12 protein-coding genes are annotated in these 13,642 nt (G+C 64.6%); 7 read left to right on the top strand and 5 right to left on the bottom strand.

Annotated elements, in window-relative coordinates:
* Nucleotides 1-177 precede the first annotated feature (177 nt).
* Both F0P96_RS04970 and F0P96_RS04965 read right to left on the bottom strand, forming a co-directional pair.
* Nucleotides 178-477: a hypothetical protein gene (locus F0P96_RS04970; protein WP_151077726.1), complete on the bottom strand. Its 300-nt coding sequence runs from the start codon at nt 475-477 to the stop codon at nt 178-180.
* Between the two features lie 90 nt (nt 478-567).
* Nucleotides 568-1,281 carry a DUF421 domain-containing protein gene (locus tag F0P96_RS04965; protein ID WP_151077725.1) on the bottom strand — a complete coding sequence of 238 codons (714 nt, stop codon included), beginning with the start codon at nt 1,279-1,281 and terminating at the stop codon, nt 568-570.
* 230 nt (nt 1,282-1,511) lie between these two features.
* Between F0P96_RS04965 and F0P96_RS04960 the strand changes: the two genes are divergently transcribed.
* The 5 genes from F0P96_RS04960 to F0P96_RS04940 all read left to right on the top strand — a co-directional run bounded on the left by F0P96_RS04960 (nt 1,512) and on the right by F0P96_RS04940 (nt 6,308).
* The gene (locus tag F0P96_RS04960) at nt 1,512-2,567 is read left to right on the top strand and encodes an NAD(P)H-dependent flavin oxidoreductase (RefSeq protein WP_151077724.1); all 1,056 of its coding nucleotides are present in this window, start codon (nt 1,512-1,514) and stop codon (nt 2,565-2,567) included.
* Between the two features lie 90 nt (nt 2,568-2,657).
* The gene (locus F0P96_RS04955; RefSeq protein ID WP_151077723.1) at nt 2,658-3,860 is read left to right on the top strand and encodes a helix-turn-helix domain-containing protein; all 1,203 of its coding nucleotides are present in this window, start codon (nt 2,658-2,660) and stop codon (nt 3,858-3,860) included.
* 162 nt (nt 3,861-4,022) lie between these two features.
* On the top strand, nt 4,023-4,565 hold the full coding sequence (locus F0P96_RS04950; protein ID WP_151077722.1) for a hypothetical protein: 543 nt from the start codon (nt 4,023-4,025) through the stop codon (nt 4,563-4,565).
* 27 nt (nt 4,566-4,592) lie between these two features.
* Nucleotides 4,593-5,213, top strand: coding sequence for a YceI family protein (locus F0P96_RS04945; RefSeq protein ID WP_151077721.1), 621 nt, complete (start codon nt 4,593-4,595; stop codon nt 5,211-5,213).
* A 57-nt stretch (nt 5,214-5,270) separates the two neighbouring features.
* Nucleotides 5,271-6,308: a transglutaminase-like domain-containing protein gene (locus tag F0P96_RS04940; RefSeq protein ID WP_235917390.1), complete on the top strand. Its 1,038-nt coding sequence runs from the start codon at nt 5,271-5,273 to the stop codon at nt 6,306-6,308.
* A gap of 100 nt (nt 6,309-6,408) precedes the next feature.
* Here the strand turns inward: F0P96_RS04940 and F0P96_RS04935 are convergent, their stop codons facing one another.
* Both F0P96_RS04935 and F0P96_RS04930 read right to left on the bottom strand, forming a co-directional pair.
* The gene (locus F0P96_RS04935; RefSeq protein ID WP_235917389.1) at nt 6,409-6,813 is read right to left on the bottom strand and encodes a DUF983 domain-containing protein; all 405 of its coding nucleotides are present in this window, start codon (nt 6,811-6,813) and stop codon (nt 6,409-6,411) included.
* Between the two features lie 165 nt (nt 6,814-6,978).
* On the bottom strand, nt 6,979-7,863 hold the full coding sequence (locus F0P96_RS04930) for a helix-turn-helix domain-containing protein (RefSeq protein WP_151077720.1): 885 nt from the start codon (nt 7,861-7,863) through the stop codon (nt 6,979-6,981).
* 174 nt (nt 7,864-8,037) lie between these two features.
* On the opposite strand from F0P96_RS04930, the gene F0P96_RS04925 reads away from it, so the two are divergent.
* Nucleotides 8,038-10,185: an FUSC family membrane protein gene (locus F0P96_RS04925; protein WP_151077719.1), complete on the top strand. Its 2,148-nt coding sequence runs from the start codon at nt 8,038-8,040 to the stop codon at nt 10,183-10,185.
* A 108-nt stretch (nt 10,186-10,293) separates the two neighbouring features.
* Entirely contained in the window at nt 10,294-10,680 is a 387-nt protein-coding gene (locus F0P96_RS04920) for a DUF3224 domain-containing protein (protein WP_151077718.1), read from the top strand.
* Between the two features lie 21 nt (nt 10,681-10,701).
* Here the strand turns inward: F0P96_RS04920 and F0P96_RS04915 are convergent, their stop codons facing one another.
* Nucleotides 10,702-13,467, bottom strand: a complete 2,766-nt coding sequence (locus F0P96_RS04915; RefSeq protein ID WP_151077717.1) for a PAS domain-containing sensor histidine kinase — start codon at nt 13,465-13,467, stop codon at nt 10,702-10,704.
* Nucleotides 13,468-13,642 lie beyond the last annotated feature (175 nt).

The raw sequence follows: 13,642 nt of genomic DNA, 5'->3' as shown, positions 1-13,642 counted from the left end.
GGCGGAAAACGACAGAGGCAGTACTGGAAAACTGCCGACAGCGGCCGATCAGCTGGCTGCAAACGATTGGGAAAACGCTTTCCTGCTGATTTTCAGAGGCGCTGATTTTCAATGAAAAAGCCCGGCCGCAACTGCTTGCGGCCGGGCTGAGCTACTGCGGCGCAGCAACTGGCGGGGTTAGTCGCGGGGTTTGATCTTGTCTTTTTTGCGCTTATCCTTCACCTTGGCATCGGTGGGCACGGTGCGCGTGGCCGGGGCGGTGGTAACGGTGGTGCTCGGCTCTACCGTGGTGGTAGTCGACTCGATGGTGGTAGTGGACGCCGGGGCCGGGGTGGCTGGCGTAGCCGGTACGGCCGGCGTAGCGGGCGTGGCCGGAGTCGTGGTGGTCTGCTTGGTGGTGGTGGTGGTGCTGGTTTGGGCGTTGGCAGAGTAGGCACCCGTCGCCAGCACCGCCGCAATGATGAGGAACTTCTTCATGACAAAGGAATTTCGGTGACAATGGCCCCGCTGCGTAGAAATGCAGGGCTTGAGTTGCCTTTAACGCAAGAACCGCCGTTCGTGTTGAGCTTAAGACACCCGCCGCGCGGTGCACACGGGCAGCCAGCGGCCGTTGCGGCAGCGCGGGCAGGCGTGTACCTGGCCCTGGCGCAACGCGGTGGTATAGCCGCACTGGTCGCAGGCGTAGGTGCCCGCCTCTTTGGGCAGCTCCTGAGCCTGATCGAGTTGGTCGGGCCAGATGGGCAGGCCGGGGCGCACGGGCTCGTCGTCGGGGTAGAAAAACACGCTGATTTCGCCGGTAGCCTCGAAAAACAGTTTGCGCACCTGACCCAGATGCTCGACCTGCAGTTGGCGCAGCTCCCCAAACAGCTCCTTGTGAGTGAGGTTCTGCTTCTCCAGCGCCTCCAGCTGAATTTGCCCGTCCTGCACCAGGCAAACGGGTTTCCCTTCCAGCCAGTCGCTGAACCGGGGAAACCGCTCGGTGAGGTGATTGAAGAGCCAATACAGCGCCGTGATGACCACAAAAACGGCCAATACGTGCAGCATGGGCACGTCGTGGTAAAACATGGCGTCGCCGGCAGCCGAGCCCAGGGCCAGGATGATGCTCAACTCAAACAACGACAACTGCTTTACCTGCCGCCGGCCGGTGATGCGCAGCGTGCCCAAAATGAGCAGGTAGGTAACGACGCAACGGAACACCACTTCCCCCAAAAACGCGGGCGGCATGTTGTCGGACCACAGCAGGCGCTGCCAGTCGAACGGGCTAATGGATTCGGAGGGCATGGCGGCAAAATGGCAATAACCACCCCGATGCGGCCAGGATGGCGTTGCCGTAGGGTTTGACTAACGCAAAGACCGGGGCGTATGGTTGTGCTTGCGCCAGGACTACAGCTACGGCCGGGCGGCCAGCCCACGCTTTGTCGGGCACCGGTGCAGCAAGCACGGGCAACTTGTACCTTAGAATAACCGGCCCAAGCCTGCCGCCAAGCCCATCCAACCCGACCTGTACTGCCATGATCCAACTCACGCCGCAGCTCCAACTGGAGCACCCCATTATTCAGGCGCCCATGGCGGGCGTGTCGACGCCGGCGCTGGCCGCAGCGGTCAGCCAAGCGGGCGGACTGGGTTCCGTTGCCACCGGCGCGTCGTCGGTGGCGGAGGTGGCGCAGATGATTGCGGCCGTGCGCGCCGCCACCGACCGGCCGTTCAACGTGAACCTGTTCTGCCACCGCCCCGCCGTACCCGACCCACCCCGCGAAGCGCGTTGGCTGGAGCACCTGCGTCCTTTTTTCGCTGAGTTGGGGGCCGAGCCGCCCGCCGAGCTGACCGATATGTACCCCAGCTTCGTGGTCAACGACGAGCTGCTGGAGCTGCTGCTGCGCACACGGCCGCCGGTCATCAGCTTCCATTTCGGCCTGCCACCCGCCGACAAGCTGGCCGCCCTGCGAAGCACCGGCGCCACGCTGCTGGCCGGCGCTACCACCCTGGCCGAAGCCCGGCTCGCCGAGGCGGCGGGTATCGATGCCGTGGTGGCGCAGGGCGTGGAGGCGGGCGGGCACCGGGGCGTGTTTGAGCCGGAGCACGGCGACGCTGGCCTTGGTACACTGGTCCTCACCCGGTTGCTGGTGCGCGAACTAACCGTGCCGGTAATAGCTGCCGGTGGCATTATGGATGGCGCGGGTATTGCCGCCGTGCTGCGCCTCGGCGCCGTGGCCGCGCAACTGGGTACGGCCTTCATTGCCTGCCCCGAGTCGATGGCCGGCGATGCGCACCGGGCCTTGCTGCTACAAAAGCCACCTGTGCCCACCGCCCTTACCGAAGTGGTGTCGGGCCGCATGGCGCGGGGTTTCGTCAACCGGTTTGTGCGCGATGTGGACGCGCCCGGCCGCCCCGCCGTGGCACCCTACGCCCGCGCCTACAGCGCCGCCCGGGCTTTGGTGGCCGCTGCCCGACAACGCGGCAACGCTGATTTTGCCGTACAGTGGGCCGGGCAAGGAGCACCGCTGGCCCGGGCCCTGCCGGCCGCCGAGCTGATGCGGGTGCTGGTGGCCGAACTGGTTGCCGCCTGAGCAAGTAGGCGGATGTATCAGCTTACGCGGAGGCCTGCTCGAGGTGGCCTGCCTACATTTACCACCTGCCGCATAGCCCAGGCCTTTGCCATGTCCGTCGACTTCACGCCGCTTGCCGTTTTGCTGTTTGCCATCATTGCGCAGGCCGTGTTTGCGGCCGGGCTGCTGTGGGCGGCACCCGTCAACCGGCTGCCCAACCGCTTTCTGGCCCTGCTGATGCTGGCCATTGCGCTGTGGCTGCTCGATGCATTTTTTCGGGTGTCGGGCATCTACGGCCGCAACGCGGAGTGGTATTTCGCGCCCATTTACTATTCGCTGGCTTTTGGGCCGCTGCTGTATTTCTACGTGCAGAGCCTCGTCAACCACGATTTTCGGTGGCGTGGGCGTTACTGGTGGCACTTCGGGCCGGTGCTGGTGCAAGCCGGCCTCTACTGGTGGCTGCGGTTCGAGCCCTACGCCGTGCGCAGCTGGTTTTGGCTGCACGTGCACCGCCCCGTTACCTACCGCCTAGAGTTTTTGGGCACCTGGGTGTCGATGATGGTATACCTGCTGCTGAGCCTGCGCCTGCTGCGCCGCTACGGCCGCTACCTCAACGACAACTTTTCCGAAACCTCGCGGCTGCGGCTGCGCTGGCTGCGCGTTCTGCTGCTGGCGCTGGCCGTGGTGAGTGCCCAATGGCTGCTGGAGCTGGTGCTGCGCGAGTTTTTCGACCTGTATTACCGCTACGATTATTCCTCGGAACTGCTCGGCGGCGTGGTTTTCGTCATTGGCATCGTGGGCCTGCGCCAGGCCGATATGCAAGCCGTGCGCTTCGTGCCCGAAGCAGGACCCGAAACGGCCGACGAAGAGAATATTGCACCAAGTCTAGCGCCGACCAATGCAACCACCGAGACGGAGCGCGTAATTACGGAGCCAACCTCTGGTGGACCCGAGCGCGCCCCGGCACCGGAAGTAGATGCTGCCGTGCTGGAACGGCTGCGCCACGCTTTTGAAGTCGAACGGCTGTACCTCAACCCTACGCTTACCTTGGCCGAGGTGTCGGCTCACACCGGCTTGGCCCCGCGCCTGATTTCGTTTGCCGTCAACCAGGGGTTCGGCAAGTCCTTCAACGACCTCGTCAACGGCTACCGCGTGGCCGAGGTGAAACGCCGCCTCGCCTCGCCCGCCGACGTGGCTCGCCTGACGCTGCTCGGCATTGCTTTCGAGTCGGGCTTCAATTCCAAGACCACCTTCAACCGCATCTTCAAGCAGTTCACCGGTCAGTCGCCCAGCGAGTACCGGGTAGGAGAGTAGGCTGAAAAGGCGCGCGGCTGGCAACGCCTGCCCCGGCCGGGCTTCACCACCGGCAAAACCTGGTGCCACATCACGATTTGGGACGTGCCGAATCCGCATTCGGGGCGTTTGCAGGCATGCTGCCCGCCACTTTTGAGCCGTACCTCAACCCCGGTTACGGCCATGATACACCGCCTGCTTTTCCTGTTGCTGCTGACCCTGGCAGCCCCCGCGCTCCGCGCCCAACCCGCCACCGCCTGGACCGACCACACCCGCGCCCTGCCCGACAAGCTGCGCCGCGTGCCCGTGGGCCTCACGCTTTGGCACACGCCCAACCCCAACCACCCCGAACCCGACCCCGCGCAGCCCGGCCACTACGTCTGGAAGCACAGCACCATGGTGCGCGCCGACGTAGCCGACCTGGAAATTGTGGAGTGCGGCAGCATCATTTGGTACAGCGCCGAGGGCTGGCAGGCCAACATGCGGGAAACCCCGGCCGAGTTTGCGGAGCTTTTCAACTGCCCCGACGGGCGCCTCCGGCAGGGCGTCACCTACACGTTCGCCAAGAACTACCGCCGCGCCAGCAGCGCCCGGCAACTCTACGGCGGCGACGCGCTCTGGTACATCCTGGCCCGCGACCGGAACGGCAAGCTCTACAAAGGCATGGGCCTCATCGAAACCGAAGCCGACGTGCTCGACACCCCGGCCGCAACCACCACCCGCTAATCCAGCCATTCTTTACCCGATAAGACCATGAAAACCGCTTTCGTCCGGCTGCTGATGCTGTTTGTCCTCACCTCGGCCGCCGGGTTTGCTCCGGCGTTGCAGGTCTACCACGTGGTGCCCGGCGCAGCCCAACTCACCTGGACGGGCCACGCCGAAGTGGGTACCTGGGCCCCCACCGGCACGCTGCAGCTGCGGCAGGCCCGCCTGGAAATAGCCGACAACGCTGTGCGCGGCGGCTTCGTGGAGTTCGACATGCGCACCCTGGCCCACACCAACGATGACTTGCAAACCCACCTGCGCGGCGCCGATTTCTTCGACGTGGCCCGCTTCCCCACGGCCACCTTCAGGGTGCGCGAGGTAGCTAACGGTACTGCCCGCGGCCAGCTCACCCTCAAAGGTATTACCCTGCCGCTGGCGTTTCCGGTCGAAGTAGTGCGCACGCCCGCCGGCCTGCGCATCAGCGGAACGGCCACCGTCGACCGCACGGCTTACGGGGTGACGTACAACTCCTCCGGCTTCTTCCAGAACCTGGGCGACCACGCCATTCGCAACGATTTTCAGCTGGCGTTTGTCTTGCTGGCCACGCCCCAGTCGCCGGCCGCCCGGCTGGCCCGCCGCGGACCCAGCGGCGCGAAGCCCGGCAACTAGTGCCTCGGCGGGCGGGTATCTTTGCGGGCGAAGTTGCTTCCGCGCTATGTTTTTGCCGTGTCTGTTTCCTTCTCGTTGCCACTCCCACGCCTGTTCCAGGCAGCTTGCGGGCTGCTGATTCTTCTGCCCATGCTGGCCAGCACCCTGCCCTCGGCCGATTCGCCCGCACCCCGCGTGCGCCGCTTCGCTTTCGAATACCAGACCACCGTGCACGGCGTGCCTGCCAATGCCCGCGAGCTGGATTTATGGCTGCCCGTGCCGCATGCCGACGCTTCGCAGGACATTGGCGAACTGGTAGTGGACGCGCCGTACCGCTATGAAATACTGGCCGCGCCCTACGGCAACCGGGTGCTGCACCTGCGGGTGAAAAAACCGTCGACCACTGACTTTACCGTGACGATGCGCTTTCAGGTAGCCCGGCGCGAGCACCTGAACCCCGCCGTGCGCCAGCCGGCTGCCCAGTCCACCCGCATCGACCCTGCCGACCCCAACCTGCAGCGCTGGCTGGCCGCCGACGGCCTCGTGCCCCTCGACGACAGCATCCGCCACTGGGCCCGGCAGGTGGTGGCGCAGGCCCACGCTACTGCTCCCCTCGACCAAGCCCGCGCCATCTACAACCACGTGGTGAGCACCGTGAAGTACGACAAGTCGGGCCAGGGCTGGGGGCGCGGCGACATCTACTACGCCTGCGACGCCCGCCGCGGCAACTGCACCGATTTCCACGCCCTATTCATCGGCTACTGCCGCGCGCTGGGCATTCCGGCGCGGTTCAGCATCGGCTTTCCGTTGCCGCCCGAGCGCGGTGCCGGCGAAGTGAAAGGCTACCACTGCTGGGCCGAGTTCTACACGCCCGCCACCGGCTGGGTGCCCATCGACGCCTCCGAAGCCGCCAAGAACCCCGACAAGCGCGAATACTTCTTCGGGGCCCACGACGAAAACCGCGTGGAGTTTACCCGCGGCCGCGACCTGATGCTGGCCCCGCGCCAGCAAGGCGGCCCACTCAACTACTTTATTTACCCCTACGCCGAAGTCGACGGCCAGCCCTTTACGGGCCTCGCCAACCAGTTTCGCTACCACGACGCCACGCGGGAATAGCTTGAGAACAAGTCTTTTATCGGCTGGTAGCTGCAGGCTGTTCGCTATTGGCTTTTCCGGTCGAACAAGCATAGCCAACAGCCGTTAGCCAGCAGCTTCGTTATTGCTTGGCTTGCACGCCCGTTGCCCGGTTGGGCTCGTAATGCACGCCGCCAAACAGGTACAGCATCAGGGCGCGGGAGTAGCGGAACACCAGCGGGGTGGTGAGCAACGACACGCCCGCCACGGTGACGATGTACACCCACAGGGGCGGGTCGCCGGCCAGAAAATACAGCAGCACGCTGGTAACGAGGAATACGGCCACCGCAAAGCCGTAGCTGATGAACATAGCGCCCCAGTAGAAACCCGGCTCGGGCTCGTAGGCCTGGCCGCACACCGGGCAGTTTTCCGGCATGTCGTCGAATTTGGTGATGCTCAGGGCCGAATGCTTGAACAAGGGGCCTTCGTGGCAGCGCGGGCAGCGCAGGGCAAGCAAGGCCAGGGCAGAAGAATCGATGCGGGACATAATGGGGAAGCAGTAGGGTGGGCGTCTCGGCGGGTATACGCAGAAACGCGGAACGGCTCCGCAACGGTCGGGCTGGGCCGTGGCCGCGGGAAGCGTATTTCCACCGCAAAATTACGGTGCCTTCGTGCGGCGCAGCAGGCTATTTGCGCGCATCTGCAGGACAAATCACGGCTGCTGCCGAAAGGCCTCGGGCGTGCGGCCGGTGTACTTGCGGAAGTAGCGCGTGAAGTACGAGGCATCCTCGAAACCCAGCGCGTAGCCCACTTCCGCCACCGACCCAGCCGAGTGCGTGAGCAGCCGCTGAGCTTCGGTTACCACCCGCTCGTGAATAAGGGCGCTGGCGGTTTTGTTGAGCACGCGGCGGCATACCGCGTTCAGGTGGTTGGGCGTGAGGTGCAGCAATTTGGCGTACTCCTGCACGGTGCGCAGTGTGCGGTAGTGCTGGTTGAGCAAAGCGCCGAATTCGCGTACCTGCTGCACCCCGTGCTTGGCCTCGGCGGGCGCGGCAGCGGGGTAGCGGCGGGCGGCCAGTTCTAGAAACAAGTAGAGGTAGGAGCGGGCCACATCGGCCGAGTTGGGCTGCGGCGGCCCGTGGGTTTCGGCCTGCAGGCGTTCCAGTAGCGGCAGTAGCTCGGTTTCGGCCGGGCCGGCGGCCTCGTGTTGCTGGGGCAGGTAGAGCACAGGCGCGTGTTGCGCGGCGAAAAACGGGTACTCGTAGAGGCGGCTGCCGGGGTAGCGGAACAGGTAGAAATCGGCGCTGAAAAACACCACGTACCCTTCCGTGTCGGGCGCTAGCACCCAATGGTGAACCTGCCCGGGCGCCAGAAAAAACACGCTGCCCGGCCGCAGCTCGTAGCTCACCAAATCGACGGTATGCTGGCCGCCGCCCTGCGTGAGGTAGAGCAGCAGGTAGAAGTCGTGGGCGTGGGGCTCGTTGACGTGCGGATACCGCGCCACGTGCCTTTCCAGCCGTTCGGCGTAGCAGCCCTGCGCCGCCAGCGGCTGCGGAAACTGAGGCAGGGCCAGAACCGGCAGGCGGGAAGCTTTCATGCGGCAGAGGGAAGGGGAGAAGACCGGCAAAGTACGCACCGGCGGCGGCCCGGCCCAACGGCGCCGCCGGGCGTCCGTATCAGCGGGAACCCAACCAAGTACCCCGCGCGGCGAAATTCCGCCGTAGTATCGCACCTTCGCGGCGCCGCTCCGTGGGCGCCGCCTTTTTCCGCCATGAACCTCGATTCCCGCCGCCTGCAGTACTTTCTCTTCGGGCAAAACTTTGCCGACGGGGTGCGCATCACGCTGGTGGTGCTGGTGCCGGCGCTGCTGTTTCTCTACCTCGGCCAAACCCAGGCCGGCATTACCATCTCCCTCGGCGCCCTCTGCGTGAGCGTCACCGATTTGCCCGGCCCGCTGCGGCACCGGCGGGCGGGCATGCTGGTGTGCCTGGCCTGCATGCTGGTCGTGGCCCTCGTTACTGGCTTTGCGCGCCTCAATCACGTGCTCATGGGCGCCGAAGTGCTCGTGTTCAGCTTCATCTTCACCATGTTCACGGTGTACGGCGCCCGCGCCGGGGCCGTAGGCTCGGCGGCCATGCTCATCATGATTCTGATGATGGACCAGCCGCTCAGTCCGCGGCAGGTGCTCGAATACGCGGCCTTGGTGACGGGGGGCGGCCTGTGGTATTTGGGGTTCAGCCTAGCTGTCAACCGCCTGCAGCCTTACCGCCCGGCGCAGCGCGCGTTGGGGGAGTGCATCCACGCCATTGCCGAGTTTCTGCGCCTGAAAGCCGCCTTTTACCACTCCGGCACCGACCTCACCACGGCCTACCGCAACCTGGTGGCCCAGCAGGTGGTCGTCAACGAAAAGCAGGATGCCGTGCGGCAGATTCTGTTCAAAAGCCGCCAACTGGTGGAAGAAACCACCGGCACCGGCCGCGCCCTGGTGTTTGCCTTCGTCGAAACCGTGGACCTCTACGAGCACATTACGGCCACTTACTACGACTACGCCGCCCTGCATGCCCGCTTTGGGCGCACCGGCATTCTGCAGGAAGTGGCCGGACTCATCGAGCAAATGGCCTCCGAGCTGGACAGCATCGGACTGGCCGTGCACGCCAACCGCCGCTACCCCGCCGACGGTTTCGACCTTGTGCCGCAGCTCGATCAGCTGAAAGCCCACATCGACGGCCTGCCCGAGCGGGAGCCGGGCCTGAATACCCTGGTGCTGAAAAAAGTGCTGGTGAACCTGCGCAACATGCACCAGGAAGTACAGGCCGTGCTGGCGTACTTCAACCCGCAGGCGCCCATTTACCAGCAAAGCACCGACCAGCTGGAATACTCGCGGTTTGTGAGCCGGCAGGACCTCTCCCTGCGCCTGCTGCTCGACAACCTCTCGCCGCATTCGGCGGTGTTCAAACACTCCCTGCGCATGGGGCTGGTGTGCTTGTTGGGCTTCGTGGTGGCGCGGCTCTTCGTCGTCGGCAACCACAGCTACTGGATTGTCATGACCATTGCGTTCATGCTCAAGCCTGGCTTCAGCCTCACCAAGGAGCGCAACGTGCAACGCATTTTGGGCACGCTGGGCGGCGGCCTGGTGGGCGTAGGTATTCTGCTGCTGGTGCACAATACCCACGCGCAGTTTGCCCTCATGGTGCTGCTGATGGTGGGCGCCTACAGCTTTCAGCGCAGCAACTACGTGGTGTCGGTGTTTCTGATGACGCCCTATATCCTCATCCTGTTCAGTCTCATGGGCCTTGGGTTTCGCAGCCTGCTGCAGGAGCGCCTGCTCGACACGGCCATTGGGTGCGCCATTGCCGTTGCGGCCGGCTACCTGCTGTTTCCCACCTGGGAATCCGACCAGCTGCACACGTTTATGCGCGACGTGGTGCGGGCCAACCTGCGCTACCTCCAGCAGCTGGCCGATAACCTGGCTGGCCACCCGCGCCAGCTCACCGAGTACAAGCTGGCCCGCAAAGAAGTGTACGTCAGCTCGGCCAACCTCGCGGCCGCGTTTCAGCGCATGATTTCGGAGCCGAAGAGCAAGCGCCGCAACAGCGAAGAAGTGCACCAGTTTGTGGTGCTCAACCACATTCTGGCCTCCAACATTGCCACGCTCACGGCCGCCGTTACGGCGGCGAGGCCCGCGGCCCGCCGGCCCGAGCAGCTCCGGCCCGTGCAGCAAGCCATTGCCGCCCTGGCCACCAGTTTGCACAAGCTCGGCGAAGAGTCCGAAAACCTCCCGGCGGTGCCCGCCGTGGCGGGGCACCACCCATCAACCGAGGCAGCCGGCGAAGACGACCAGCAACTCACCGAGCAACTAGCCTTCATCCGCACCGTCAGCCACGATATCAGCAAAATAACCGATGCGGTGCTGGCCTGATGAGCCTCTACAGTAGCTAAAAATTTTAGCTATTTATTTTAGTATTTTGCATCCTATATTTTTAGTATTTATTACCTTTGCCAGGGTAGCCACCAACCGATAAATGCCATGAATACTCGCGCTATTGGCCTGCTGGAAGTGGAAGATTGGATTGCGGAAGCCGGCGACGAAACGGCCTTGTCGCGGGCCTGCGCTACACAGGTATTCCGGGGCGACCTGGAGGGCGAAGGCCGCTTGGAAGTGCTCCTCTTTCACCACCCCGACGGTACGGCCAGCTCCGTGGGACTCGAGCACATCGTCGGGCGTTTGGGCAACCGCGAAGGCAGCTTCGTGCTCGAACACAGCGGCTCGGTAGAAGACGGCGTGACCAAGGCCAACTTCTCGGTGGTGCCGGGTTCGGGCACGCACGAGCTGGATGGGCTGCGCGGCAGCGGCTGGTTTGTGCGCCCGCCCGGGCAGCGCGGCTCCATCACCCTCGATTACCATTTCGGCTAAGCCGGCGGAAGCTCCGGCGGGCTAAATGCCGTCGCCGTGGCCGTAATCGACAATGCTCTTGCTGGGCTCGGGCACCACAACTTCTGGCAAGTGCAGCCGGAAGGTAGTGCCTTCTCCCACCACGCTGACAACTTCCAGCTGCCCTCCCAGCTGCTGCACAATGCGGTTGACGAGGTAGAGGCCGATGCCGGAGCCGTCGACGTGGGTGTGGAAGCGGCGGAACATCTGAAACAGCTCCGGGCCGTGGCGTTCCAGGTCGATGCCCAGGCCGTTGTCCTGCACCACCAGCACGGGCGTGGCGCCGGCCCATTCGGTGGCCAGGCGCACCACCGGCCGCCGCTCGGGGTGTGCGTATTTGAGGGCGTTGCTGAGCAGGTTGTAGAAAATGCTTTGCAGGTTGGGGCGCACGAACAGCAGCGCAGGCACCGCCGCGAAATCCAGCTCAAAATGGGCGACCGTATCGTCGGTCCGCAGCTGCACGCTCCGGATGGCCTCCTCCGCAAACGGCCGCAGCTCCACCAGCTCGGGCACCAGTTGCTCGTGCTGGCGCTGCACCTGCACCACGGCCGACAGGTCGCGGATGGTGGTGTGAATTTGCTGCAGCGCGCCCTCAAACATGGTCACGAGCCGGTGCGCCGCCGGGTCGGTAAACCGGGCCGAGCGGGCGAGTTCCGCGAAAATCCCCGCCATGTTGTCCACCGGCTGCTTGAGGTCGTGCGAGGCGGTGTACACGAAGTTGTCGAGGTCTTGGTTGGTTTGCGTGAGCTGGGTATTGCGCAGCAGCAGTTCCTCCTGGGTTTGTTTCACGTCGTGGATATCGGTGCAGGAGCCAAACCAGCGCACCACGGCCCCGGTCTCGTCGTGCAACGGTTCGGCGCGGCCCAAGAACCACCGGAACCCACCCGTGCGCGCCACAAACCGGTATTCAATTTCGTAGCGCGTGCCGGTTTGGTAGGCCTGCTGCCAGGTGGCAAAGCTGCGCTGGAGGTCGTCGGGATGCAGCAGGGCGCCCCAAGCCGAACTGCCCAGGCAGTCTTCCGGGCGCAGGCCAGTAGCCTCCAGCAGGCGTTGGTTGAAGTATTCGACCCTGCCGTCGGGGGTAGCGGTCCAGATAATCTGCGGAACGCTCTCGGCCAGAAATCGAAAGTGCCGTTCGCTGCGCACCAGCTCGTTTTGCAGTTCTTTTTGCGCGTGGTTGTCGACCAAAGTACCAAACCACCGCACGGGCTTGCCGTCGTCGCTCAGCTCGGGCACGGCGCGGCACAAGTGCCAGCGGTATTGCCCGTCGTGGCGGCGCAGGCGGTACTCGTATTCCCAGGGCGTACTGCCCAGCAAGCGCGTGCGGAAAAACTCCCGGGCCAAAACGCCGTCTTCGGGGTGAATCAGCGTCGGCCAGACGGCGTTGGCATCGGCATCAGCCGGCTGCCCCGTCACTTGGTACCACTGCGGGCTCACGTACTCCAGCTCCCCGGTGGGCGCGCAGATAAAGGAAATGGCCGGCAGGGCCTCCGTCATGCGGCGAAGGCGTTCGTCGCGACGACGCACCTCGGTCGCCAGGGCATCGGCCCGCTGGCGGGCCACCACTTGCTCGGTCACGTCGATGGCAAAGGACAGCAGGCCACGGGTTTCGGGCTGGTGTTCTTCCTCCGGCAGCACCTGGTAGGAAAAGTTGAAGTAATGCGTTTCGAGTTGCTGCGTTTGCGGATGAAGGATGTCCACGCGCTGCTCGAAGGCGCTGAACGGCGTGCCGGTGCGGTACACGTTGTCCAGAATCCCCAAGAAGCCCTGCTCCACAATTTCCGGCTGGGCATCCACTACCCGGTCGCCCACCTGAGCCCGGTCGCCGATGAGCTGACGGATTTGGGGCGAGAGGTAGGTGTAGCGGTGCTCGGGCCCTTCCATGGTATTCACGATGGCCGGCAAGTGCTGCAGAATGCGCTGGAGCTGCTGGTCTTTGGCTTCCAATTGCTGCTGCACCTGTTTCTGCTCGTGGATGTCGGTGCCGGTCCCGATCCACCCGGTAATGGCACCGGCCGCATCGCGCCGGGGCACGCCGCGCACCAATATCCAGCGGTACTGCCCGTCGTGGCGGTGCAGGCGGTATTCCACTTCGTACAGCCCGCCATCGGCCAACGCCTGCTGCCAAGCCTGCTGCACGTGGGGGCGGTCGTCGGGGTGAATGTCGTCGAGCCAGCCCCAGTCGCGGGCTTCGCGCAGGGTGCGGCCCGTGAAGGCCAGCCATAGCGGGTTCTGGTAATCGGCCGCGCCGTCGGGGCGCGTGGTCCAAATCATCACCGGCAGGGCTTCGAGCAGGAAATGCGCGTGCTCTTGGGTGGCTGCCAGCTCGGCTTGCAGCTGGGCGGCCCGGCGCTCGGCCTGGTGCTGGGTTGTCACGTCCTCGGTTTGCTGCAGAATAAACTGCAGCTGGCCCGCGTCGTCGAGAATGGGGAAGTGCGTGGCCTGCCAATACAGCTCTTCGAAGCCTCCGCCCTGCTCTGCCGGGAGTTCCAGGTCGTACCGGATGCGGGGCATGGTGTGGGGCTGCAACTGGTCCCGCACATGCTCCAACGACGCGCGCAGCACCTCGCTTTGTGCAAGGTCGGTGGCCGGAAAGGCCTCGAACAGCGGACGGCCCACCACGGCGTCGCGGCTTTTGCGCGACACGGCCACGTGCCCGTTGGTGTTGTCGACGATGGTGAATTCGGCATCGGGCAGCAGCAGCAGGCAGTTGCCCGGCCAATGGCGGAAGAGCTGAAGATAGGCGGGTAGGGGTACAGACAAGGCCATAACGAGTTTCAACCCAGTGGCCTCTGGCAGCCCACGCTGCAGAACCGGAGCCGACAATATTACCCAATGATACGCAAGCTTGGAATGCAAGATGCCGCGCAGTGGTCCAGTGCCGGGTGTGCGTGTTCACACTGCCGCCGCCGCCATTAGGCCAGCAGAAGTCGCCGTTGGGCGA

Origin of the sequence: Hymenobacter busanensis (assembly GCF_008727865.1) — a bacterium.
Classification (GTDB): Bacteria; Bacteroidota; Bacteroidia; order Cytophagales; family Hymenobacteraceae; genus Solirubrum; species Solirubrum busanense.
Note: the sequence above shows the minus strand (reverse complement) of the source record. Positions and strands in the feature narration are given on the sequence as shown.

Bases quoted from the DNA above. Each gene is read 5' to 3' on its own strand.
- F0P96_RS04970 (WP_151077726.1), bottom strand. From the start codon at position 477: ATGAAGAAGTTCCTCATCATTGCGGCGGTGCTGGCGACGGGTGCCTAC.
- F0P96_RS04965 (WP_151077725.1), bottom strand. From the start codon at position 1,281: ATGCCCTCCGAATCCATTAGCCCGTTCGACTGGCAGCGCCTGCTGTGG.
- F0P96_RS04960 (WP_151077724.1), top strand. From the start codon at position 1,512: ATGATCCAACTCACGCCGCAGCTCCAACTGGAGCACCCCATTATTCAG.
- F0P96_RS04955 (WP_151077723.1), top strand. From the start codon at position 2,658: ATGTCCGTCGACTTCACGCCGCTTGCCGTTTTGCTGTTTGCCATCATT.
- F0P96_RS04950 (WP_151077722.1), top strand. From the start codon at position 4,023: ATGATACACCGCCTGCTTTTCCTGTTGCTGCTGACCCTGGCAGCCCCC.
- F0P96_RS04945 (WP_151077721.1), top strand. From the start codon at position 4,593: ATGAAAACCGCTTTCGTCCGGCTGCTGATGCTGTTTGTCCTCACCTCG.
- F0P96_RS04935 (WP_235917389.1), bottom strand. From the start codon at position 6,813: ATGTCCCGCATCGATTCTTCTGCCCTGGCCTTGCTTGCCCTGCGCTGC.
- F0P96_RS04930 (WP_151077720.1), bottom strand. From the start codon at position 7,863: ATGAAAGCTTCCCGCCTGCCGGTTCTGGCCCTGCCTCAGTTTCCGCAG.
- F0P96_RS04925 (WP_151077719.1), top strand. From the start codon at position 8,038: ATGAACCTCGATTCCCGCCGCCTGCAGTACTTTCTCTTCGGGCAAAAC.
- F0P96_RS04920 (WP_151077718.1), top strand. From the start codon at position 10,294: ATGAATACTCGCGCTATTGGCCTGCTGGAAGTGGAAGATTGGATTGCG.
- F0P96_RS04915 (WP_151077717.1), bottom strand. From the start codon at position 13,467: ATGGCCTTGTCTGTACCCCTACCCGCCTATCTTCAGCTCTTCCGCCAT.